Source organism: Blastopirellula marina, from assembly GCF_002967765.1.
Taxonomy (GTDB): Bacteria; Planctomycetota; Planctomycetia; order Pirellulales; family Pirellulaceae; genus Bremerella; species Bremerella marina_A.
Genome location: NZ_PUHY01000015.1, coordinates 281,797 through 304,722, shown reverse-complemented (window position 1 = coordinate 304,722; position 22,926 = coordinate 281,797). Strand labels below are relative to the sequence as shown.

The 22,926-nt window shown below is 52.4% G+C and carries 24 protein-coding genes; 18 read left to right on the top strand and 6 right to left on the bottom strand.

The genetic code is table 11. The annotated features are described in order from the left end of the window. The gene (locus tag C5Y83_RS25745; protein ID WP_105332666.1) at window positions 1-582 is read right to left on the bottom strand and encodes a GNAT family N-acetyltransferase; all 582 of its coding nucleotides are present in this window, start codon (window positions 580-582) and stop codon (window positions 1-3) included. Window positions 583-765: 183 nt separating this feature from the next. Between C5Y83_RS25745 and C5Y83_RS25740 the strand changes: the two genes are divergently transcribed. The 7 genes from C5Y83_RS25740 (at window position 766) to C5Y83_RS25710 (ending at window position 6,973) form a co-directional block, all read left to right on the top strand. Then, window positions 766-1,809 carry a Gfo/Idh/MocA family protein gene (locus C5Y83_RS25740; protein ID WP_105332665.1) on the top strand — a complete coding sequence of 348 codons (1,044 nt, stop codon included), beginning with the start codon at window positions 766-768 and terminating at the stop codon, window positions 1,807-1,809. A 30-nt stretch (window positions 1,810-1,839) separates the two neighbouring features. After that, window positions 1,840-2,259: a hypothetical protein gene (locus C5Y83_RS25735; protein ID WP_105332664.1), complete on the top strand. Its 420-nt coding sequence runs from the start codon at window positions 1,840-1,842 to the stop codon at window positions 2,257-2,259. A gap of 152 nt (window positions 2,260-2,411) precedes the next feature. Continuing rightward, window positions 2,412-2,726, top strand: a complete 315-nt coding sequence (locus C5Y83_RS25730) for a hypothetical protein (RefSeq protein ID WP_105332663.1) — start codon at window positions 2,412-2,414, stop codon at window positions 2,724-2,726. 409 nt (window positions 2,727-3,135) lie between these two features. Beyond that, window positions 3,136-3,426 (top strand): hypothetical protein, encoded by a 291-nt coding sequence (locus C5Y83_RS25725; RefSeq protein WP_105332662.1) that lies wholly within the window; start codon window positions 3,136-3,138, stop codon window positions 3,424-3,426. Window positions 3,427-3,775: 349 nt separating this feature from the next. Beyond that, window positions 3,776-4,108 (top strand): co-chaperone GroES, encoded by a 333-nt coding sequence (gene groES, locus C5Y83_RS25720; RefSeq protein ID WP_105332661.1) that lies wholly within the window; start codon window positions 3,776-3,778, stop codon window positions 4,106-4,108. 69 nt (window positions 4,109-4,177) lie between these two features. Beyond that, window positions 4,178-5,791 (top strand): chaperonin GroEL, encoded by a 1,614-nt coding sequence (groL, locus tag C5Y83_RS25715; protein ID WP_105332660.1) that lies wholly within the window; start codon window positions 4,178-4,180, stop codon window positions 5,789-5,791. A gap of 183 nt (window positions 5,792-5,974) precedes the next feature. Next, on the top strand, window positions 5,975-6,973 hold the full coding sequence (locus tag C5Y83_RS25710) for a glycoside hydrolase family 43 protein (RefSeq protein ID WP_105333061.1): 999 nt from the start codon (window positions 5,975-5,977) through the stop codon (window positions 6,971-6,973). On the opposite strand, the gene ppk2 is transcribed toward C5Y83_RS25710, so the two are convergent. Both ppk2 and C5Y83_RS25700 read right to left on the bottom strand, forming a co-directional pair. Further along, entirely contained in the window at window positions 6,970-7,884 is a 915-nt protein-coding gene (gene ppk2 / locus C5Y83_RS25705) for a polyphosphate kinase 2 (protein ID WP_105332659.1), read from the bottom strand. The genes C5Y83_RS25710 and ppk2 overlap by 4 nt on opposite strands. Window positions 7,885-8,036: 152 nt before the next feature. Then, window positions 8,037-8,975, bottom strand: a complete 939-nt coding sequence (locus C5Y83_RS25700; protein WP_146117926.1) for a LysR family transcriptional regulator — start codon at window positions 8,973-8,975, stop codon at window positions 8,037-8,039. 341 nt (window positions 8,976-9,316) lie between these two features. On the opposite strand from C5Y83_RS25700, the gene C5Y83_RS29505 reads away from it, so the two are divergent. From C5Y83_RS29505 to C5Y83_RS25650, 11 genes are all read left to right on the top strand, one after another. Further along, entirely contained in the window at window positions 9,317-10,135 is an 819-nt protein-coding gene (locus C5Y83_RS29505; RefSeq protein ID WP_158262520.1) for a universal stress protein, read from the top strand. Between the two features lie 59 nt (window positions 10,136-10,194). Next, window positions 10,195-11,193: a bestrophin family protein gene (locus tag C5Y83_RS25695; RefSeq protein WP_158262519.1), complete on the top strand. Its 999-nt coding sequence runs from the start codon at window positions 10,195-10,197 to the stop codon at window positions 11,191-11,193. A gap of 253 nt (window positions 11,194-11,446) precedes the next feature. Next, on the top strand, window positions 11,447-13,210 hold the full coding sequence (locus C5Y83_RS25690; protein WP_105332656.1) for an arylsulfatase: 1,764 nt from the start codon (window positions 11,447-11,449) through the stop codon (window positions 13,208-13,210). A 298-nt stretch (window positions 13,211-13,508) separates the two neighbouring features. Next, window positions 13,509-14,318, top strand: coding sequence for a transglutaminase-like domain-containing protein (locus tag C5Y83_RS25685; RefSeq protein WP_105332655.1), 810 nt, complete (start codon window positions 13,509-13,511; stop codon window positions 14,316-14,318). Window positions 14,319-14,420: 102 nt separating this feature from the next. Beyond that, on the top strand, window positions 14,421-15,416 hold the full coding sequence (locus C5Y83_RS25680) for a sialate O-acetylesterase (protein WP_105332654.1): 996 nt from the start codon (window positions 14,421-14,423) through the stop codon (window positions 15,414-15,416). Between the two features lie 93 nt (window positions 15,417-15,509). Beyond that, window positions 15,510-16,139, top strand: a complete 630-nt coding sequence (locus C5Y83_RS25675; protein WP_105332653.1) for a hypothetical protein — start codon at window positions 15,510-15,512, stop codon at window positions 16,137-16,139. A gap of 230 nt (window positions 16,140-16,369) precedes the next feature. Further along, a complete protein-coding gene (locus tag C5Y83_RS25670; protein ID WP_158262518.1) occupies window positions 16,370-16,609 on the top strand; it encodes a ferrous iron transport protein A in 240 nt (79 codons plus the stop codon). Next, on the top strand, window positions 16,603-16,827 hold the full coding sequence (locus C5Y83_RS25665; protein WP_105332651.1) for a ferrous iron transport protein A: 225 nt from the start codon (window positions 16,603-16,605) through the stop codon (window positions 16,825-16,827). Before C5Y83_RS25670 ends, C5Y83_RS25665 begins: the two co-directional genes overlap by 7 nt. Window positions 16,828-16,920: 93 nt before the next feature. Continuing rightward, window positions 16,921-19,137, top strand: a complete 2,217-nt coding sequence (gene feoB / locus C5Y83_RS25660) for a ferrous iron transport protein B (protein ID WP_105332650.1) — start codon at window positions 16,921-16,923, stop codon at window positions 19,135-19,137. 61 nt (window positions 19,138-19,198) lie between these two features. Then, window positions 19,199-19,429 carry a FeoB-associated Cys-rich membrane protein gene (locus C5Y83_RS25655; protein ID WP_105332649.1) on the top strand — a complete coding sequence of 77 codons (231 nt, stop codon included), beginning with the start codon at window positions 19,199-19,201 and terminating at the stop codon, window positions 19,427-19,429. 49 nt (window positions 19,430-19,478) lie between these two features. After that, window positions 19,479-20,390 (top strand): aminotransferase class IV, encoded by a 912-nt coding sequence (locus C5Y83_RS25650; RefSeq protein WP_105332648.1) that lies wholly within the window; start codon window positions 19,479-19,481, stop codon window positions 20,388-20,390. Window positions 20,391-20,406: 16 nt separating this feature from the next. Here C5Y83_RS25650 and C5Y83_RS25645 read toward each other — a convergent pair whose 3' ends face one another. From C5Y83_RS25645 to C5Y83_RS25635, 3 genes are all read right to left on the bottom strand, one after another. Next, the gene (locus tag C5Y83_RS25645; protein ID WP_146117925.1) at window positions 20,407-21,600 is read right to left on the bottom strand and encodes a HEAT repeat domain-containing protein; all 1,194 of its coding nucleotides are present in this window, start codon (window positions 21,598-21,600) and stop codon (window positions 20,407-20,409) included. Window positions 21,601-21,770: 170 nt separating this feature from the next. Then, window positions 21,771-22,193, bottom strand: coding sequence for an acyl-CoA thioesterase (locus C5Y83_RS25640; RefSeq protein ID WP_105332646.1), 423 nt, complete (start codon window positions 22,191-22,193; stop codon window positions 21,771-21,773). 14 nt (window positions 22,194-22,207) lie between these two features. Continuing rightward, window positions 22,208-22,804, bottom strand: coding sequence for an HAD-IA family hydrolase (locus C5Y83_RS25635; RefSeq protein WP_105332645.1), 597 nt, complete (start codon window positions 22,802-22,804; stop codon window positions 22,208-22,210). Window positions 22,805-22,926: the final 122 nt, after the last annotated feature.

Here is a 22,926-nt window from a genome sequence, read left to right as displayed (position 1 = left end):
TCAAGCATTTGGTCGCCACTCGTGGTCGAGCATCGCGTAGATGAAACTGTCCGTCCACATGTTCTCGTCTGCGCTGTAGCCATCGTGAACGAAATGAGCCTCTCTGCGCATTCCAAGTCGTTCCATCAGCTTCCATGATCGCTCATTACGTGTATCACAAGCGGCAATCATACGATGGAGCTCTAACTTCGTGAAAGCGAACTGCAGTGCCGCATTCGCTCCTTCAAATGCATATCCGTGGCCGTGGAACGCGCGATCAAACACAAACCCGATGGAGCCTTGTCGATCGATAGGACTATCGATGGTTAGATTGATAACTCCTATCAACTCACCTGTTTCACGTTCAAGTACCGCTAAATAGACAGGAACACCAGGATCTCCGAGATAGATATCGGACTGAGACAAGATCATCTGCTCTACGTCGGCGGCACCGAATGGCCCATAGAAATCGAATTGGGCACTCTGCTCGTCTCCGTAGATGGCTAATACGCGATTGAAGTCCCCAATTTCGATCCTGCGCAGCCAGGTTCGTGGAGTCTCAAGTGGCAAATCAGCCGACGAGTGCAAGTCTTTTCGCGCCATAAGATATTAAGTTCCTACCTTTGACTGGGTTGCCACTGCTCAGGCCGTCGTTCATAGTACAGCAATCCTGCAAGAGACTATTTCGGCACATAGGTGGTGTCAAACATCCCTCCCATCAATGCCCTTCGCATTCTCGCCAAGTACCCCGTTAGTTCAAAGATCGATCGTAAGAGGAAAGCACCCATGATTAAGGTTGGAATCGTCGGCGTTGGGTTTATGAGTTGGATCCATTACCTAGCGTATCAGAAGATACGCGGAATACAGGTGGCTGCGTTCTGTTCGCGAGATCCCAAAAAGCAAAAAGGGGATTGGCGCGGCATCCAAGGCAATTTCGGCCCTCCTGGCGAGAAGATCGACGTCTCGAAGATGAATGTCTACGCGACGATTGAAGAGTTGCTCGCCGACGATTCGATCGACATGGTCGACATTTGCTTGCCACCGGCAATGCACGAAGAAGCAACCATTGCTGCACTCAATGCAGGCAAACACGTGCTAGTCGAGAAACCGATCGCCCTGAGTACGAAAGCCGCTAAAGCAATGCAAAAGGCGGCCGACAAGAGCGGCAAGCTGATGCTGACTGCGCATGTTCTACCTTTCTTTGCTGAGTTCAATTTCGCGTTGGAAGCAGCCCGTAGCGGCAAGTTTGGCAAGCTTTTAGGGGGCCATTTCAAGCGTTTGATCAGCAATCCTAGCTGGTTGAAAGATTTCTTCGATCTTGAAAAGGTCGGTGGTCCGCTGTTGGACCTTCATATCCACGACGCCCACTTCATTCGCTTGATGTTCGGCATGCCGACCAGCGTCAGCAGCGTCGGTCGCATGAACGGAGATTGCGTGGAGTACTGCACCACGCAATTCGGTTTTGCCGAACAAGATTACGTGGTAACTGCGACCAGTGGTGTGTTGCACCAAGCCACGCGAAGCTTCACCCACGCCTTCGAGATACATTACGAGAACGCCACCCTGCTGATGGACTTCGCCGTAATCGATGGGGCCCCAGTTAGCTCGATGCCGCTGACGGTGCTCCCGAGAAAAGGGAAATCGAAACAACCCAAGCTCAAGAGCACCGATCCAATCGATTCGTTCGTGGCAGAGTTGAAGGAAGTCGAGAAGAGCATTCTCACCGGCGAACCATCCAGCATTCTGGCCGGCGATTTGGCGGTCGATGCCCTGGTCCTGTGCCAGAAACAAGCCGATTCGGTTGCGAAGGGGAAAGCGGTTCGGGTTTAATTTTTCGTCAACATCCATGAAGCATGAAACATGCCAGACGCAGATACGCTGGTTTGGGGCCTTAAGGCATTTGTCTTCGCGCTTACGATTCTGGGAATCGCCAAGCTGTTCTGTATGCTTGGCCTTTCGTCCCGAATGAGTGACCGCGGCGACGAGCTTTGGAGTTGGATTACGCTGATCACCGCGCTTTGTGGCGTAGCGGATAACTGGGCAGGCAAATATGTTGCTGGCCTGGGAATTGCCCTAAGTGCGGTCAGTTGGGTCGGAACGTTGGTCGTGCTCGTCGTGGGTTGGCGTAATCATCGAAAGTACGAGTCCACCAAACGTATGATTTTCCTATCATGCTTGGTGGCGGCTGAGCTAATCCTGTATGGCGTGTTTGCGTTGTGCGTCGTTCTATTCTTTCAACTACTGAATCCCGAGGCCCCGTCAGCGCCGCCGCAACCGTAGGTAGAAAATACCGGTTGTAACGGTTAGGTCACGATTTCCACGTGGTTAATAATCGTCCGCTTGCTCCCCCTTTTTTCTCGACCTAGATATCCTTGGCCGAATGTGCCCGCTGTGGGTCGCTCGCCAAGCGGTTAAATTTGGGGAGAGAGATCATGGCTGTTGCAGAAACCATGCTGCTGGCGATGTGTTGGGGACTGGGTATCGTCAATCTGGTTTGCTTCGTGATCATCTTAGTGAAGATGTTCGCCTACCAAGATATCGGGCTCGCATTGATCTCGCTGCTACTCACGCTTTGCTCTGGTTTTGGCGTGTTGATCGCTTTTATCGGCGGCTGGGTCTACGTCACCAAATACGATTCGCTTAGGTTCATGGGCTTTTGGACGGCAATCTCCTTCGCCCAGTTTCTCTTCGCTGTGGCGTATACCTTGATGCTCATGCAGAGTGAAAACTTGCTGAGTTATCGATAACCAGCGTTCCGTAGCGAGCCGAATACTCCATCAGTGCACGGGTGGAAAATCCGCAAAATCCACCGGCGATTTAGCGGAAGAACGCTCGAATATTGGCGAATATCTCCTTGCAGGAATCAAATCACATTGCAGGGAGTACCCAATGGAAGCTATGGAAGCGCTGCTCGAACTCTTCAGTTGTCTGGGCGATGTCTTGGTCGGACTCATTGAGGTCCTCTTTCGCGACCGGCAACCACCTCGGTCGTAAGAAAACGCAGGTAGATTGCGCCTCGGGTAAACATTCCGAGAAAAGTCGCTGACAAAACCAGAATTGAATTTGCGTTGTGGTCACCGCGAGGTTTAGAAAGCTTTTATCAACGTTTCACCGTGAGACGCAGGGGCTCGCTACTTAATTCGGGGGAATTAGATCATGATCGCGATTCTGCTACTTTTCCTTCTCGGTATTCTCGGCATCATTTCGATCGGCTGTTATGTCGTTATCGTCATTAAGATGTTCCAGCATGGCGACCCCTTATTAGGGGGCCTCTCTCTCGGTTCATTAGTCTGTCTGGGGTTGGGTTTTCTCGTCGCATTCGTTTTGGGTTGGGTCAATGTCGACAAGTATCAGGCTCGGCAACTGATGATGATTTGGACCGGCGTCGCGATTCTCAGCTTTGTTCTAGGTGGTGGCAGCCACTTCTCAGGCGCTTTGAATCAATAAATCTCTTGCTTCTGAGCACGAATCTTCGCTCTGCCACGAGTGACAACCTTCTGGCGAGTCAGTTCTGCCACATTGGCAGACCGGCTCGCCTTTGTCATTCCTGGCCAAGCGAGCCGATCTTCGATTTGCCACAAACTGCTGACACCAATGCCCTTACGTCATCAAGGACACTTATTGGCACAGTAGTTGCTTCTTAGCACCGCACGCAATTGTTCGCGCAACAATGGCAGTCGGATGAGGTTTAGACTTACCTCGCTTGCCTGCCAAATCCATTCATATCCCGCATCGGCGTTTCCTGACGGAAGTGCAGGAAACAGCACCCCCTAGTTTTCTGGAGGAAGGCAAGAGCATGGCAACGGCTACGAAAAAGAAGGCTTCGAGCACCAAACAACGTTTGCAGCCGCTGGGCGATCGCGTGGTGGTCCGTCGCGACGAATTGGAAGAAAAGACCGCTGGTGGGATCTTCCTGCCAGAAACCGCCAAGAACAAGCCGTCCCGCGGTGTTGTTGTCAGCGTGGGCAGTGGCCGTCTGTTGGACGACGGCAGCCGTAGCCCGCTGCAGGTCAAAGAAGGCGACAAGGTTGTCTTCAGCATGTATGCCGGCAGCGACACGTTCACCGTTGGCGATGAAGAAGTCATCCTGCTTCGCGAAGACGACATCCTGGCAGTCATCGAAGGCTAGGCCTCGGTTCGGCTTCCATCCCTACCCGTACAACCTCTGACGAATAAGAATTTTTAGGAGAAACCATCGATGGCAAAGATCATCGCCTTTGATCAAGAAGCTCGCGAAGCGATCCGCCGCGGCGTATCGAAGCTGGCGAAGGCCGTCAAAACGACGCTGGGTCCTAAGGGACGCAACGTTATCATCCAGAAGAGCTTTGGCAGCCCGACCGTCACGAAAGACGGCGTAACCGTTGCCAAGGAAATCGAACTGGAAGACGTCTATGAAAACATGGGCGCTCAAATGGTTCGCGAAGTTGCCAGCAAGACTTCGGACGTCGCAGGTGACGGTACCACCACCGCCACGCTGATGGCCGAAGCGATCTTCAACGAAGGTTTGAAGGCTGTTGTCTCCGGTGTGAACCCAATTCAGATGAAGGCCGGTATCGAAAAGGCTGTCGCAGCCATCACCGCCGAACTGAACGGCATGTCGATTCCGATCAAGAAGAAGGAAGAAATGGCCAACGTTGGTTCCATCGCTTCCAACAACGATCGCGAAATCGGCGAACTCCTGGCCGACGCCATGGAAAAGGTCGGTAAGGACGGCGTGATCACCGTCGACGAAGGCAAGTCGCTCGCCACGGAAGTGGAATGGGTCGAAGGCATGCAGTTCGATCGCGGTTACCTTTCGCCTTACTTCGTGACCGATCCGGCCACGATGACCTGCGACCTGGAAGATTGCTACGTTCTGGTTTTCGAGAAGAAGATCAGCAACATCAAAGATCTGGTTCCAGTTCTGGAAGCGGTCGTCCAGCAAAGCAAGCCACTGTTGATCATCGCCGAAGACGTTGACGGTGAAGCATTGGCAACGCTGGTTATCAACCGCCTGCGTGGCACCTTCAAGTGTGTCGCCGTGAAGGCTCCTGGCTACGGCGATCGCCGTAAGGCCATGATGGAAGACATCGCCATCCTGACCGGTGGTACTGCCATCTTTGAAAGCCTGGGCATTAAGCTCGAAAACCTCGGTTTGGCCGAACTCGGTCGCGCCAAGAAGGTGATCATCGACAAGGACAACACCACGATCATCGAAGGTGCTGGCGATACTCAGAACATCAAGGATCGTATCGCTCAGATCCGCCGCGAAATCGACAACTCGACCAGCGACTACGACAAGGAAAAGCTGGAAGAACGTCTGGCCAAGTTGGCTGGCGGTGTCGCTAAGGTCAACGTCGGTGCCGCGACCGAAAGCGAAATGAAGGAAAAGAAGGCTCGCGTTGAAGACGCTTTGCACGCCACGCGTGCTGCCGCTGCTGAAGGCATTCTTCCAGGCGGTGGTGTTGCTCTGCTGCGAGCTTCGTCGAAGGTGAGTGCCGAAGGCCTGAGCCACGACGAAGAAATCGGTTTCAACATCGTCATCCGTGCTTGCCGTGCTCCGATCACCACGATCGCCACCAACGCTGGTAAAGACGGTAGTATCATCTGCGAAAAGATCTTGGAAAGCAAAGGCAACCAGGGTTACAACGCGTTGACCGATACCTACGAAGACCTGGTTAAGTCGGGCGTCATCGACCCAGCCAAGGTCACCAAGACCGCCCTGGCCAATTCGGCTAGTGTCGCGACCTTGCTGCTGACCAGCGATGCCTTGATCGCTGAGAAGCCAAAGGCCGACAAGAAGGGTGGCCACAGCCACGACGACATGTACTAATCGGTAAGTACATTCTGAAACAAGTAAGCCTGCCAGATCTCAATTTGGCAGGCTTTTTTTGTGTTCGCACCGAAAGGATTCGATCTTTTTGCTTCGATTCATTCGAGTTGCTCTTCCCGGAAAAAATTGGCGTCTAGAATGACGGAAGTAATGCCCGACGCTCCTTTGCATCCAGAAGAATCCATGACTCGAACTCTCTCCTTGATCTTGCTCCTGACTGTGACGTTCAACACTTCGATGTACGCTCACGAGAAGTCAGTGAAATCTGGAAATCCTGTATTTGAAGGCTGGTATGCCGATCCGGAAGGAATCCTTTTCGAAGATACCTATTGGATCTACCCGACCTACTCCGCGCCCTACGACGAGCAAACGTTCTTCGACTGCTTTTCCTCGAAGGATCTCGTCACGTGGACCAAGCATCCACGCATCTTGGACAACCAGGAAATCAAATGGGCTCGCCGTGCAATGTGGGCTCCTTCCATCATTGAGAAGGACGGAAAGTACTACTTCTTTTTCGGTGCAAATGACATCCAAAACAACGATCAACTAGGCGGCATCGGCGTGGCGGTAGCTGACAAACCGGCGGGTCCTTTTAAAGATCATCTTGGTAAGCCACTGATCGATAAGTTTCACAATGGTGCCCAACCGATTGATCAATTTGCATTCAAGGACAAGGATGGCAAGTATTTCCTGATTTATGGTGGTTGGCGACATTGCAATATCGCTCAACTCAACGACGACTTCTCCGGCTTCATACCATTTGAAGACGGAACAACCTTTCAAGAGATCACGCCAGACGGTTATGTCGAAGGCCCATTCATGTTCATCCGCAATAACAAGTATTACTTCATGTGGTCGGAAGGTGGATGGACTGGCCCCAACTATAGCGTGGCCTATGCGATTGCAGACTCACCATTCGGTCCGTTCAAGCGGATCGGAAAAGTTTTACAGCAAGATCCCAAAATCGCCACTGGCGCCGGACACCACTCAGTGATTCATATTCCAGGGACAGACGAGTATTACGCGGTTTACCATCGACGCCCGCTTGGCGAGACCGACGGTAATTCACGCGTGACCTGCATCGATCGGATGGAGTTCGATGAGAACGGTCACATCAAGCCAATCACGATTAGCAACGAAGGGGTTCTCGCTAGACCACTCAAGATCACTTCTGAAAACTAATAGATCGACGGCACGAAGACGTCTTCTGGCAGAGGGCGCCTCTTATAGCCCTCTTCGTGCTCACGAGGCGGCAGAGAAATTTCTGGCTGTGGGACTTCCGTATAAGGGATCTGCTGCAGAAAGTGATGCATACAGTTCAGCCGAGCTCGCTTTTTATCGTCTGCTTCAACAACCCACCACTGAGCATCAGGGATGTTCGTTCGCGCAAACATTTCTTCCTTAGCGACCGTGTATTGCTCCCACCTTCGTCGCGACTCTAAATCCATCGGGCTCAATTTCCACTGTTTGAGTGGGTCATGAATACGACACTGAAAGCGAAACTGTTGCTCTTCGTCGCTGATCGAAAACCAGTACTTTATTAGGTACATCCCCGAGCGGACCAGCATCTGCTCGAACTCCGGGACCGTGCGAAAGAACTCTTCGAGTTGGTTCTCTGTGCAGAACCCCATTACCCGCTCCACACCGGCTCGGTTGTACCAGCTTCGATCGAACAGCACGATCTCGCCAGCAGCAGGTAAATGGTTCACGTACCTTTGGAAGTACCACTGCGTTTTCTCTCGCTCCGACGGAGCCGATAAGGCGACCACTCGGCACACACGCGGATTCAAGCGCTGCGTGATACGCTTGATCGCTCCCCCCTTCCCTGCCGCATCTCGTCCTTCAAATAGTACCGCAACACGGGCATTGTTCTCGACTACCCAGCTTTGCAATTTGATCAATTCACGCTGTAGCTGAAGAAGCTCGCGGAAGTAGACGCGTCGAGGCAATCGCCCCTTGCCGTCTCCTTCTATGCGAGCCTCGTCCCGCTCCATCATGGCATCTTCAAGTTCTGCCTCGAATTCTTCGTCAAGTGAGTCGAGGATTTCTTCGTGCAGGCGTTCGTGCTCGTCGTAGGGGCGTGGGTCGTTCATGGCTCGCAGTTGGCGAATGAATAAAGACACTTGGTGACAATGCATCGAGTTTAGCAAAGCTAACACGCATCCCAAGTTAAATCTTGAAGAACGAAGCGTAGACATGCCAGCGAACAGAGATGTGAACATTGGATCCGAATGCTCGACTTCGTCTATTCCCCGATGCTGTTGCCTTTCCGCATATCGAGCAAGATCTTTGGCGCTTCCTCCGAAATCGCAACCACCACCGGATGAATGAGTCGTCGCTGCGAGGTGATCGCGAAGAAATGACTTCGTACATCTTCCAGCGTCCCAATTACCTCCACATCGTATTGACGGCAGACGCGATCAATCACGGCCACCGGCGTTGGAAACACGCCTGCACCTCCGCTGCCAAACTCCTTCAGCATCGCGCTATCGTCAAACTGGGCGACCACCTTAGGACAAATATCGTGCTGATCGAACCAATGATCGAGACTTCGACGCAGCGCCGTAGAAGGAGACGGCATCAGCATTGGGGCTCGCTGCAACGAACTTGGAAAGTCCGCGCGGAGCTGTTCGGCCAGCGGCTTCACCGCACAAAAGGCGACGGAACAATCACCAAGTGGATGATTAAAACTGCTAAGACGGCCATCGGAAGCTATCGGTCGATCCGAGATGATGACATCGTGTCGATGATGAACCAGATCGTCCACCAACTGTTCCATCGGAGCTTCGTGGTAATCGATTTGGACCGGCGTCGGAAATCGGAGGGCCACTTCCAAGAGCCGATATGTAATCAGCTTGGGAACATACATCGGAACTCCGACATTCAGACGAAGCGTTTGCTCAGTCTCCATACCGCGCAAGCTGCCAAGCATCTCACGACCGGTCGAAAAAATTTCGTCGGCATACTCCATTACCATCGCACCGACTTCGGTCAGTTGCTGCTCGCGACCGCTGCGATCGAACAATTGATGACCGAGTGATTTCTCCAGTTTTTTGATCTGCGAGCTGACGGTCGGCTGCGAAAGATGAAGGTGCTCGCAAGCAGCCGTAATACTTCCCTGGCGAACGGCAACCCAAAAGTAGAACAAATGAAGAAAATTGAGATCCTGCAGGCGCTCGATCATGTAGGCAATTTGTCCATCGTGTTCGTGGCAATCGTGGGGCTTCGCATTCGCCACCCTTCATATTAATTCGGCGAAGGGTGGTGCCACATTCTAGCAAGGCAACCGCGCGCGGAAACCGCAATCTGGCGAAACGCCTGTCCCCTGACACCTAATTTATCGTCAGAAGTTTTGCTGGCATAGAAAATTTCCATACCCCCCTAAAACGATTCTCGAACATAGAAATTTTCGATGCCTCTAGTTGAAAGAATGACTGTGCCCGCGGGGGTCGAAAGTGCGTATAAACCTTACGGGATGTCGAACATCCAGGAACGGGATCAGGGAATAGTTCAGAAAGAAGCATCATGCTGAAAAGCGTACTCGTCCACTTGAGCGGCTGTAGCGGCTGCGATCGGGCTATCGAGTTAGCGGCATTGATCGCTCAAGGTGCTTACGCTCGCCTGCATGGACTTTCCGCGTTGGAATCGCAGGACTCGCAATCGAGCGAGCGTATTGTCTCAGCGGCCCATATGCTGGCGGAATCGGGTCAACGTGCCCATCTCGAACTTCGCCAGTCGTTCTCACACGATCACTTACTGGAGGTCGGTGCTCGCTTGGAAATTGAGGCGACATCTCGCGGCACCGAGGGGGACACAATCGAAAACCTGGTTCGCGAGTCGCAGTATCACGATTTGTTGGTTTCCTGCTGTCCAATTCAAGGTCAATCGTATCCTTACGACTTAACGCCCTGGCAACACCTGGAACTTACCGCTCGTTCTCGGCTTCCGCATTACGTATCTCGTGGAATCCTCAGCACTCCCCAACGAGTGCTTTTAGTTTACGACCGTTCGGATGCTTCAGCCCGAGCGATTCGTTCCTTCTTGGCACAGAATCCGCTGCCGGACGCTCATTGTCGGTTGCTAGGGATCGGTGCCGCTGCGAATCAGAAATCGAATGCGTTTCAGGCGATGCGTGATTATTGCCAAACGCAGCGTTACGACTTAGAGACTGGCTGTTTGGTCGGGCCTGTTCGACGCGTACTGATCCCTTACGCAAATAAATGGGAGGCGGACTTGCTGGTCCTCGGTATTCCTCCCAATCTTGGATTCTGGAGTCGACTCACGGGTGCGATTCCGCTGGACATTTTGCAACGAACCGAGCACGACCTTTATCTCGTTGGCTGATAACTCCCAACAAACCGCGACTCGCTACGCCTGCTGAAAACGGAAAAAGAAGAGAGCATATGATTCGAGAAGACTTCTGGGTTGAAGTATTTAAGGTGAACGGATCCGTGACCCCACGGGTTGCTGGCAGACTCCTAGCATTTTCATTGTTCGGAGCTGCCGTTTACATGTTCTTCGATGTCCTCCAGGTTCATAACGGCTTGGCGACCGCTCACTACGAGTACATCGGTGTTGTCCTTGCCTTGCTGTTAGTGATGCGAACCAATGCTGGCTACGATCGATGGTATGAAGCACGCAAAATTTGGGGAGGAATCGTCAATCAATCTCGAAACCTGGCTCAGATTGGTTTGATGTATGGGCCGAAGGATCGAGCCTGGCAGGAAAATTACGCACGCTGGGTTGCCGCTTTCTCGCCGGTTTGCTGCCACAGTTTGCGAGGCGAGCGTTCCTTCGACGAGATCGCCAAACTGAGCGAAACAATTGGCACAGAAGAAACGCGACGACTAAGTGAATCGAACCATATGCCCATGTACGTAGTTCGCCGAGTCGCCGACATGCTGCAGGAAGCGGTTAATCAAGGTCAGATGGACCGCTTCTTCTTTCTGCAAGCAGAAGCGGAACGAGCTCGACTAATCGATCACATTGGCGGCTGCGAACGAATTTTGAAAACGCCCTTAGCCCAAGCATTCTCGATCAAGATTCGCCGATTCTTGTTTCTGTATTTGTTGTTCTTACCCGTCGCGATTGTTGACGCAGCCGGCATGGCAACACCGCTGATTGTATTTCTAGTTGCGTATCCGCTATTGGCGCTCGATCAAATTGGCGTTGAGTTGGAGAACCCATTCTCAGAAGAACGTCTCAATCATCTTCCGCTCAATCAGATTTCGGAAACTATCCGCAGCAACGTTATGGCTTCCATCCATAATCTGCCAACGATGGTTCCCTACAGCGAATCACCGCCACAGTATTCGCATCCAGGTAACAAGGCCGTACCGGCCCCCGCTTTCCGAGAATCACCCGAACTCGATCTCCAGGTGATTTGTCCGGCAGAGTCATAGTTGAACCTGAGCAGCGAGCAGGGGCGGAGGGGACGCTTTTCCGAGCCAACTTCTGCCCCTGTTTCGTTGCGCATAGTTTTACTTTTCAGGCACTGTCGGGACTCATCGAACGAAAATCAATATTTTCTCGCTGTATTTGATGCTTCTGAATTAGCCTGCATTGCTTAATTGACCGAGACGTTTGGCGCGATGACAATAGGAGTCATCTCGATACCCCGCCCAAAATTGTCTCATCTCGCATGCAGGTTACGTTATGCCCCGCCGACTTACGCTATTCACCTTTCTCGCCTCGCTTCTTATTTTGCCATGGCTGGCTTCGCACACCTTCGCCGCGGAGCCCTCGCGGCCTAACGTCGTGATGATTCTTACGGACGATCAGGGCTGGGGGGACTTAAGCATTCATGGCAACAAAAACATCGACACCCCGAATATCGATCAACTAGCCAAAGATGGTGCCCGATTCGATTGGTTCTACGTCTGCCATTTGTGCGCTCCGACGCGTGCGGAAATGCTCACCGGACGCTTTTACGCCCGGACGGGCGTCCGCGGCGTTTCTACGGGACAGGAACGCCTGAATCTCGACGAGAAAACGATTGCTCAGTACTTCAAAGAAGCGGGTTATGTGACGGGAGCGTTTGGCAAGTGGCATAACGGGATGCAGCATCCCTATCATCCCAATGCTCGCGGTTTCGACGAATACTACGGTTTTTGCTCCGGGCACTGGGGGCACTACTTCAGTCCTGAGCTCGATCACAACAACACGTTGGTCCGCGGCGATGGCTATGTTACCGACGATTTCACGAATCACGCGATGCAGTTTATTGAGGACAACAGGGACAAGCCGTTCTTCTGTTATGTTCCTTACTGCACACCCCATTCGCCGATGCAAGTTCCGGACGAATTCTACGACAAGTTTGCCGAGATGAATCCTTCGATGAAGAATCGTGATCCGCAAAAGGAACAACTTGGTATGACGCGAGCCGCACTCGCGATGTGCGAGAACGTTGACTGGAACGTTGGTCGAATTCTGAAGAAGCTGGACGATCTTGATCTGGCCAACAACACCATTGTGATCGACTTCGCCGACAATGGCCCCAACAGCTTTCGCTGGAACGGCGACATGAAGGGACGCAAAGGATCGCTCGACGAGGGAGGCACCCGTGTTCCTTGTTTCATTCGCATGCCGGGAACGATTAAGCCAGACACGCAAATCACACAGATAGCCGGCGCCGTCGACTTTCTTCCAACTCTCCTAGACTTTGCTGGAATCGACGCGAACTATCCAAAACCAATCGACGGCCGCAGCTTGAAACCGCTCCTAACGGGCCAAAAGACCGATTGGCCAGATCGCGAGCTCATTGCCTCGCGCAACAATCAGGTCAGCGTGCGGAACCAAACCTACCGACTCGACAACGATGGCAAGCTGTTCAATATCTTGCAAGATATCGGCCAACGGACAGATGTCTCGAAACAGAATCCTGAGATCACGAAACAACTAATGCAAGTTGCCAAGCAGTATCGCGAAGAAATGCTGCCCCGGGACGATGATCGTCCCTTTACGGTCGGCTATTCGGCGAATACACCGCTTCCTGCTCGCGATGGCGTTGCTCACGGTGAGATTAAGCGAAGCGCCCCAGCGCCCAACTGTTCCTACTTCACCAATTGGAAAACAGAAGAGGGCACGATCACCTGGGATGTCGAAGTCCACGAACCAGGACAATATGAGGCGATTGTCTATTACACTTGCCCTAAGGAAAATGTGGGAGTCGAAATCCAAGCCGAGCTACTCGGTCAAAAGACGGCTGCTTCTATTCAGGAGGCGCACGATCCAGAAGCCTACGGCCCAGAACGCGATCGCTTCAATCGTGGAGCGGAATCTCCGGTTAAAGACTTCAAGGCATTCTCACTAGGCACATTGAATCTTCCCAAGGGACGAGACAATCTGACTCTTTCGGCCCTCAAAATCCCTGGCGAGGGCGCGATTGAAGTTCGTTATGTTTGGCTGAATCGCAAATGAGTTTTCGCTAATCGCTTCTAATGGCACTGAGAGTTTGACGACATGCCAGACTCTCAGTGCTGATATCCATGGTGCAGGGATAGCAGCATCGCGACTAAAAACGAGCACGGTTCCGAAACTATTTGAGACAATTACACCGTTTTGCCGCTTGTGGTTCGATTAGTCACGGATCGCTGGCGAAGAACTGGTACGATCAAAGCACGGTCCGATTTCTGTTCGGAAGAGTCTTGCACGGTAAACGGTTCATGTTCCTCCGGCCGCACAAGCCTTCGTTCTTTCTACTTGGAGAAGGATGCCTATGCTTATTCGTGTCGGGTTCGAAATCGCCTTTGACTCGCCACAACCAGCTCCCATGCTGTTGATGTTGTATCTGCATCCAACTCGAGAATTGACGACTCGCCAACACGATCAGCTACGAACCTCACCCAATCTACCGATTTCCGAATACTACGATATGTACGGAAATCGGTGCGGTCGAATTGTCGCCCCCAAAGGGAAGATTGTCATTCGCAATACAGCGCTTGTCGACGATTGTGGACTTCCCGATCTCCAGGTCCCGCAGGCCAGGCAAGCCGAAGTTCAAGAACTTCCCTACGAAACGCTGACCTATCTGTTGGCCAGTCGCTATTGCGAGGTCGACAGCGAGCTAAAAGATATTGCCTGGGAGCTCTTCGGGCATACCCCACCCGGTTGGCCGAGAGTGCAAGCCATCTGCGATTTTGTGCATGAGCATATTGCATTCGACTATATGCAGGCGAGCGCCAATCGCACAGCGTTAGGTGTCTATCGCGAGGGAGTCGGAGTCTGCCGCGACTATACCCACTTGGCGATCACCTTTTGCCGCAATTGCAATATTCCAGCACGCTATTGCACTGGCTATCTTGGCGATATCGGCGTACCTGCATCGGCCGATCCGATGGATTTTAGCGCTTGGTTTGAAGCGTACCTTGGCGGGCAGTGGTACACGTTCGATGCTCGAAATAATAAGCCTCGTATCGGTCGTGTTCTCATGGCTCGGGGACGAGATGCGGCCGATGTCGCATTGACGACAACATTTGGAATGAACGAATTGAAAACTTTCAAGGTCTGGGCTGATCAAGTCAGCTAAGAGTCATCGAATGAATCGTGATGATGACTGTTTGATTCCATTACATCGGTAGAGGACAATAAATCTGAACTTGTCTACTTTCACTTGCCTGAAGGTCTCTCCATGATGATCCCATCACGCGTTCTAATCTTGTCGTTTACTGTGACAATCGCCACCGTGGTTGTCAGCTCTACCTGGGCAGCCCCCGTGAAGGTTTTTGTGTTATGCGGCCAATCCAATATGGAAGGGAAAGGCGCTGTCAAACACCTGGAGCAATTATTGGCTGACCCCAAGACTGCGAAAACGTACGCTCATTTGCGCAGCGGTGACGAATGGGTCGAACGAGACGATGTCTTTATTAAGTACAACGACGATCGAGGACAGGGTAAGCTCGGACTGGGATACGGAACTCCAACAGATCGCTTTGGCCCAGAACTTGAGTTTGGCCATGTCGTTGGCAATGCATTCGATCAACCAATTTTAATCGTCAAGTGTGCATGGGGCGGACGGGCCCTTGCCGTTCGTTTCCGCCCGCCCAGCTCAGGCAAAGGAGATTACACGCAGCGTGATCAGAAAACGAAGGAACTCGTGCCGCTGCCAGAGGAAACCTATGGCGAAGCGTATCGCGATACGATTCGCATCGTCAAAGACTCTCTGAAGAATATTGACAAGCTTGTCCCCAACTATCAAGAAGACGATGGCTACGAACTTTCAGGCTTCGTCTTTTTCCAAGGATTCAATGACATCATCGATCAGAAAAAGATGGATGAGTACGGCGTGAATTTGGCTAACTTGATTCGCGACGTTCGTCGTGATCTTGATGTTCCTAACCTTCCGTTTGTCATCGGCGAACTTGGCCAGCAGGGTATGGAGCCAGAAAAGCGTTACGCTGAAAAGCACTTCAACTTTCGCAAGATCCAATCAGACGTCTCCGAGCTCCCGGAGTTCCATGGCCAAGTTCGCTTCGTAAAGACCAGCCCTTACGTGATCAGCGATGGTGAATCGTTTGACGGTGGTTACCACTATTACGGCAGGGCAGACACGTTCTTCCATATCGGTCATGCATTTGGCGAAACGATGGTGGAGTTGGTCAAGCAACAAAGGCAAGATTCTCCGTGAGCAATGATTCGCTTGCTTTGCAGAATTGTTGCCTTGGGTTACTCGAACATTGATATTTCGCGTAGCTGTTTTCTGTTGAGGAAGTTGGTTTTCATGCGTCGCGATGACTTCTCGTTTGGTTTCGACTTGCTCCTTCCGACCGTTCTTGGTCTGGTTGTGATCGGTCCTATCGCGTTCGCGCTACTTGCTCTTGTGATCTGGTTTTTTATCTTTTCGACCCGTGTCCGATCTCGGCGGCAAAGAGGGCTGGCTCCCGTTCCGATACTCGGAACAATCACCACGGCATTGATCTTCTTGGGAATCATTTACACCGCTCATTCCTACCAGCCCGTGAAGACTGTTGAAATCGAATTAGAAAGAAAACTCTCGTTTCCTCAACTCGAAATGCCCCTCGGAGACCTCGGGGTATGGGCTTCGCGGCACTCACCTACCCAGCGGATTCTTGCGTCCTATCAGTTGGCGGAAGCGGATCGCAATCGGATGATTCAACTTCCTTCCCGCGAATTAACAATGCGCGAATATCTGAAGGTGCTCGACGAACAGATTGGAATCGATTGGAAATTCCGTCATTGTGGAAATGGATACAGCATTCTCCAGGGAGGCGATTGCTGTTTTGGGCTACACATTCGCCAACGCAACACGACAGGGCCTTTCTTCACTGTTTCCGATCACTATTTCGAGAATGAAGTTAGGCTATTCCACGAAATAAACGAGAACGATTAAGTTCTTTTCTGGACAATCCTTACGTCCAGCCTGGCTGGGGATGTAGAGACTGGTATTCAACTTAATTTTGTCTGGCTTAACGAATTGCCGCGACTCTGATGCGACTTCGTCCTCAGGCGGCATTTACCAAGATTCGCCACAAAAGAAGCAGGCCAACTCTCTTGTCACTGCTGCTGGCCTAGGGTAAGATTCCTGTACTGAGAATCGCTCTCAATTAGCAGGTAATGCAAATGCTTCCCGATATTCCTTTAAGCATGGTTCGATGTGGGACGAAGGTCCGCATTTCGCAAGTCATCGGTGGTTGCGATGATGTAAAGCGAATGGCGGAACTCGGTTTGCGCGACGGCACGGAAGTCGAAATGCTGCAAAGTGGCAGCCCCTGCATCCTTCGCGTCGGCCATTCGAAGCTCTGCTTCCGACCTTCGGACATCCTCAACATCCTGGTCAACACGGACATGGTGGAATGTTGAAGTTGTCCGAACTGGCAATCGGCGAAGAAGGGGTGATCGCCTCGATCGACAACTCAGGTGTCGCGGCCGTACGGCTCATGGAAATGGGCATGACACCTGGCTGTGCGGTCAAACTGGTTGGCACGGCTCCTTTTGGCGATCCTCTAGAGGTTGAGATTCGCGGTTACCATCTCAGCCTGCGACGCACCGAGGCTGAATTGGTTGAACTCGTGAGTTGATGCCAGATCCGGTTATTACCAACGCGGATAATCTCACCTCGTGCGTCCTCCTGCCTGATTCCTTGAACCGCAATCCCCAGTAAATCTTGCCGAATGTCTGTCGACGCACCTGCTCGCACTCTGAACGTTGCTCTGGTCGGAAACCCCAACACGGGCAAGTCAACACTCTTTCACGCGTTGTCTGGTGTCCGACAAAAGACCGGTAACTACCCTGGCGTTACTGTTGAAAAGAAACACGGCACGTTCACCCACCAAGGGCAAAAGGTAACGCTGATTGACCTGCCAGGCACATACAGCTTGGCCCCCCGCTCGCCAGACGAAATGGTGACGGTTGACGTTTTGCTGGGCCGACAGTCGAACGAAGCGAAACCGAATGCCGTTCTGGTGATCGTTGATGCGAGCAACCTGGAGCGGAACCTGTACATCGTCAGCCAAGTGAAAGAGTTGGGGCTGCCAACGGTTGTCGCACTTAACATGGTCGACATTGCTGAAGAAAAAGGAATCACGATCGATGCCGAGAAGCTGCAAACGCAACTCGGTATTCCTGTTATCCCCACCCAAGCGAACCGACGCGGAGGCCTCGATCGTCTTCGTGAAACCATCATCGCTTTGGCTGGGCAGGAATCGATCACACCGACCAGCCCGTTCCCGGAAGAATTCCGCGACAAAGTTTCGCAGCTTCATTCCAAGCTCAAAGAGCAAACAGCTGACGCCCCACGCTATTTGGCGGAACGGTTGCTACTGGACACCAGTGGCTACCTCGAGCAAGAACTTGTCAACGGTGGTCAAGATCTGCACAGTTGGATTGTCGAATCTAGAAACCAACTGGCTGAACTCGGCCAACCGGTCCCCGCCATCGAGGCCATTTCACGATATAAGTGGGTTCAGGAATCACTTGCTGGCGTCGTCACGCGTGAAGCAAACCGCAAGGTAACTTGGTCGGACCGGATCGACCGAATTTTGACCGATAAGATTGCCGGGACTATCTTCTTCATCCTCGTGATGTCATCGATGTTCATGGCCGTGTTTAGCGACTATTCAGCCGGTATCCTCATGGGCTGGATTGAATCGGGATTCGAGTTGCTCGCCAATGGGGTCGACGCGATCTTGCCGGATGGAGCCCTCAAATCGTTGATGATCGACGGTGTGATTGCCGGCGTCGGAGGCGTGTTGGTATTTTTGCCTCAGATTTGCATCTTGTTCTTCTTCATCGCGATTTTGGAAGACTGCGGCTATTTATCGCGTGCCGCTTATTTGATGGACAAATTGTTCAGCAAAGTGGGACTGAGCGGTAAGTCATTCATTCCGCTGCTGTCTTCCTTCGCCTGTGCGATCCCGGGCATCATGGCGGCACGTGTGATCGAGAATCGCCGTGACCGCCTGATCACGATCCTGGTCGCGCCGCTGATGAGTTGCAGTGCTCGTATGCCGGTTTACGTCTTGCTGACCGGAGCATTCATTCCTGCCACAAACCTGCTCGGCTTCATCCCGCTGCAAGTTTTGGTGATGCTCAGCATGTACTTGCTGGGGATTCTGGCGGCGGTTGGTGTAGCGTTTATTTTGCGACGCACGATTCTGCCGGGCGAAACACCACCGTTTGTGATGGAACTTCCTACCTACAAGTTTCCTTCTATTTCCGGCGTGTTTTGGGTCGTGGTTGAAAAGGGGTGGGCTTTCGTAAAGCGAGCTGGCACGTTGATTTTCGCAATGACGGTGATCATCTGGGCCCTGAGTTACTTTCCACGCAACGAGAACAAAGCGGAAGCTCCATTTGCCGACGAAATCGCCCAGCTCGAACAGCAACGTGACGGCGCCAACGAAGAAGAGGCGACGCGAATCGATGAACGTTTGGCCGAAATTCAGAACGAGATCGATGGCGAACTTCTTCGCAACAGCTTTCTGGGAATGGCCGGCCACTGGGTCGAACCGGTTGTGAAGCCACTTGGCTGGGACTGGAAAATCGGTAGCGCTGCGATCGCTTCGTTCCCCGCTCGTGAGGTGATCATCAGCACGATGGGCGTGCTATACAACCTTGGCGGCGATACCGACGAAGAGTCCGAGCCACTGAAAGAAACGATCAAAAATGCCAAGTGGCATGAATCGGAAGAAAACGTATTCAACGTACCTGTCGCTTTGTCGATCATGGTGTTCTTCGCCCTCTGTGCCCAATGCGCAGCGACGTTGGCAGTGATCAAACGGGAAACCAATAGCTGGCGATGGCCCATCTTTACGTTTACTTACATGACCGTCCTGGCTTACGTAGGTGCGTTGGTCACTTACCAGGTATCGGCGTTGTTTCTCTTGGGTTAGCTCTTCATCGCGTTGACTTCCCCTGAAAACAAGTAACGATTCCAACTAGGAGTTTCCTGCTATGTGGCAAAACTTAATTGTATTGGGTATCGTCGCGATCGCCGTCAGCTATGTCGTTTGGACCATTTATCGTGGCATCTCCCAAGCCGCTGGCGGATCTTGTGGCGGTGGTTGCGGATCTTGCGGTAGCAAAAAGCAATCCGGGGATGGCCTAGTTCAGCTCACTTCAGTTCCTCCTCAAAACAAGACGCCCGCTTCCGCGGACGAGACCTCTACGCTAAGCTCGAATTGATGGCGATCGAAGCTCGGTCGTCTTCACTTCATGTGTTGAAAGGATACCCATGGCCGAGCCAATTGCTTATTGGGAAGGAAAGTGGAAGCCCCTGAGCGAGCTAACGATTCCGCTCAACGATACCGGCTTCGTGCTGGGAACCACCGTCGCCGAACAGCTACGCACGTTCAACGGTAAGATCTTTCGTCTTGAGCAACACCTGGATCGTTTGTGGCAAAGTCTGGCAATCGTCGATGTCCAGTCCCCTGAATCTCGCGAGTCGCTGACGGACGTCGTTCACCAGATTGTTGAGCACAATCATCCTATTCTCCCGTCGGGAGCGGATCTGGGTGTTACCATCTTTATTACGCCTGGACCGATGGAGCAGGCTTACAAGCCGCACAAGACCGGCCGGCTGGCTGTGCACACACAGATGGTAGCCTTCAACACGTTCGCGCATTTGTACGAAGAAGGTCAGGCACTTTACGTTCCGGATACACGACAGGTACCAGTCGCATGCTGGCCACGAGAATTGAAAGTCCGCTCGCGGGTTCATTACTACTTGGCCGATCTGGAAGCAAAGAAACAAGATCCGAAATCGCGGGCCGTCTTGCTCGACCAAGATGGTTATGTGATGGAAGCCACGACGGCAAATATCGCAAAATACCATCCTGATACTGGTCTTGAACTACCGCCCGCTGAATTGGTTTTGCCTGGAATCAGTATCGCAACGCTTGGCGAATTGGCCGACCAGTTGGCCATCCCAGTCACTCATCGACAACTAACCCCAGAAGACTTCCGCACGGCGGACGAGATCTTGTTGACCAGCACCTCTCCTTGCATTGTTCCGTGCAATCAATGGAACGGAAAACCGGTCAGCGTGGGCCAACCAGGTCCTGTTTTCAAGCGATTGATTGCGGCCTGGGAAGAGATGGTAGGGCTTGATATCCGCAAACAAGCAATGCAGTTTGCGAGTCGCTAGAAGTTGCGATCGAAGTTTAATCGTCACGGCGAAGATCAACGTTCAAAGGAATCTTCTTGTTGGCATACCAGACCTTCCAAGCACTCTCGTTGAACTGAAAGTCGACGTTATCTTCGATCACCTCGAGTAATGCCCGACGAACACCTTGATTCTGAACGTCTCGTTCAATGACTTGTGCTTTGGGTTGTCCGAATGACATCCCACCACCGCCGGTGCCGAATCCCGCCGTCGTTCGGCCAGGCTGACCGCCCGACTGAATCGTTTCTTTGTGGGTCGTCACCAAAGCATCGATTAACGGCATGATCGACGCGGGATTTTTCAAACGTCCTAAGACCAATGCCGCACGGTTTACGGTTTCGTTTTCAGAGCTTCGTAGTTGCGTGATCAAGTAATTCACCGCGCGACGATTGTCGCGGCTTTCGAGCCCAATCGTCGCTCGGTCGCGAATCGATTCGTCCGGATCGTTGGCGGCTAATTCGGTCAAAGCCATCGTCGATTCAGGCGTCTTGATATTGGTCAACGCATCGACGATCAGTTCCTTCACGGCCGGAAGCTTTTCATCCTCTAACAATTCGATTAGCGCCAGACCAGCGTAGACGTCGTTGATCTTGCGGAACTCGGTGGCAGCCTCCTGTGCCTTGTCGCCGCCACGTTTCAGCCAACTTCGCCAAATGCGAACTTGCTTCCGCCACTCAACCTGCTTCTCTTCGATGGCGGACTCTTGCTCGCTCATCTTGATATCTTGCGGATAGCGCCACGTGCCGCCGTATCGCACGTAGCCTTGCTGGCGATTCCAGTCTTCACGAATGATCCACTTCCCTTGAAACTTCTCGTATCCCAGGGCCTTACGAGCATCGACGTTGTTCGGCTCGCGTTTAAGAATCTCGTTGTAGTGGTAATCCCGTTTCTCAGGCAGGTTGTTTTGATCGCACCAGCGTGCCATCTGGAACTGCCCTTCGATGGTATCGGGCATCCGAGGCAAAAAAGTCTCGTACTGGCGAAGCTGTTCCGAAAACGCGACTACGTCACGAACAGTCGTCCGTCCTAAGACCAACTTACCTTTGTTGGTTTGAACCTCGTAGGTCACTCGCGGAGACTGATCTGGATTCAGCAAGGTTCCTTCAACGGTTCCGCCACTGGATAAGTGAAAGATTTCTCCCCGCACATCCGCACCACTACCGACCACGATCGTGAAAGAAACGATCGCCATCACGCAGACCGAGTTGATAGAAGAAATTTGCTTCACAGACTTCGGGTGGGGAAAAAGACCTCTTCTGAAAACCTATCCCCAATTATAGGAACCCCTTAGCTACGGTTCCAAAGTTTGGCCGAAGAAAATCGGAAATGCGGATTTTAGGGGTAATTCAGCAGCCCCAAGCGTTAAATCGCGGCCCCATCGGCCTGAAATGCTAAGATAATCTCTTGGGGCACTTTGGCCGGAATTCGCTTATCAAGATCGAGAAAGGCCCAGTTGGTTTCCGCAATCGCGAGCACTTTCTGGTCACTCAAGCGATGCACTTCGTACTTCCGAACACAGGAAGCCCGACGGAATGACTCAACCCAGGTGACGATCTCGAGTGAGTCCTTCTCGAACGCGGGCCAGCGATATTCAATCTGATGCGAACGAACCACCCAACCGCAACGAAGTCGTTCGTACTGCTCTTGCCCCCATCCCTTTTCGACGGAATGAGCCACGGCTGCGTCCTGCATCCACTTCAAGTAGACCAGATTGTTGACATGCCCTTGCAGGTCAATGTCGTCAGAAACGACTTCAATCTTGTGATGATAGACGTTGGTCAGCATACCGATTCTTCTAGCTATGCCCCCGCCGTAATCCGGCGAGGCGTGTGGAATTCGCGAACGTCGACAACTTGCATCCCGGCGGCTTTGCCAGCTTCGATCCCAAGCTGAGCGTCTTCGTACACGCAGCACTTTTCGGGCGTAACACCTAACCGGCGAGCCGCTTCCAGGAAAACATCCGGGAACGGCTTGTGCCGCACGGTATCTTCGGATGAGACAAACGCCGTGAAGTAGTGATGGATATCAAGCTCGTCCAAAATACGCTCCATGACCCAGTGCATGGCCCCGGTGGCAACCGCCATGGGGATTTTGCCGTGATTCTCGCGGACCACCTCGATGACTGGATCGATTGGTCCGACTTCGGAGAGGTAAGAGATGAACGTCTCTTCTTTTTCGATCGCACAGGCACCTGGATCAATCGAAACGCCTTGTTCGTCGGCGAGCATCGAAAAAATTCGAGAAGTCGGCACCCCCCCTAACGAGTAAAAGCGATCTTCCGAAAACTTCAGGCCATGCTTTTGGGTGATCTCGCGCCAAGACAGGTAATGCGCCGGCATCGTGTCGGCCAGGGTACCGTCGAGATCAAAAATAAGCCCCTCAAATTCCATTGACATTCTCACTCTATTCCGCGTTCTTCTCTGATTTAAAGTTGCGTCTATTGTAAATGGATCCCCCCGGCAATGAAGGGCATTTCAGTTGACGGTGAAACATCTGGCGGATGATAATGTGGCTTCCC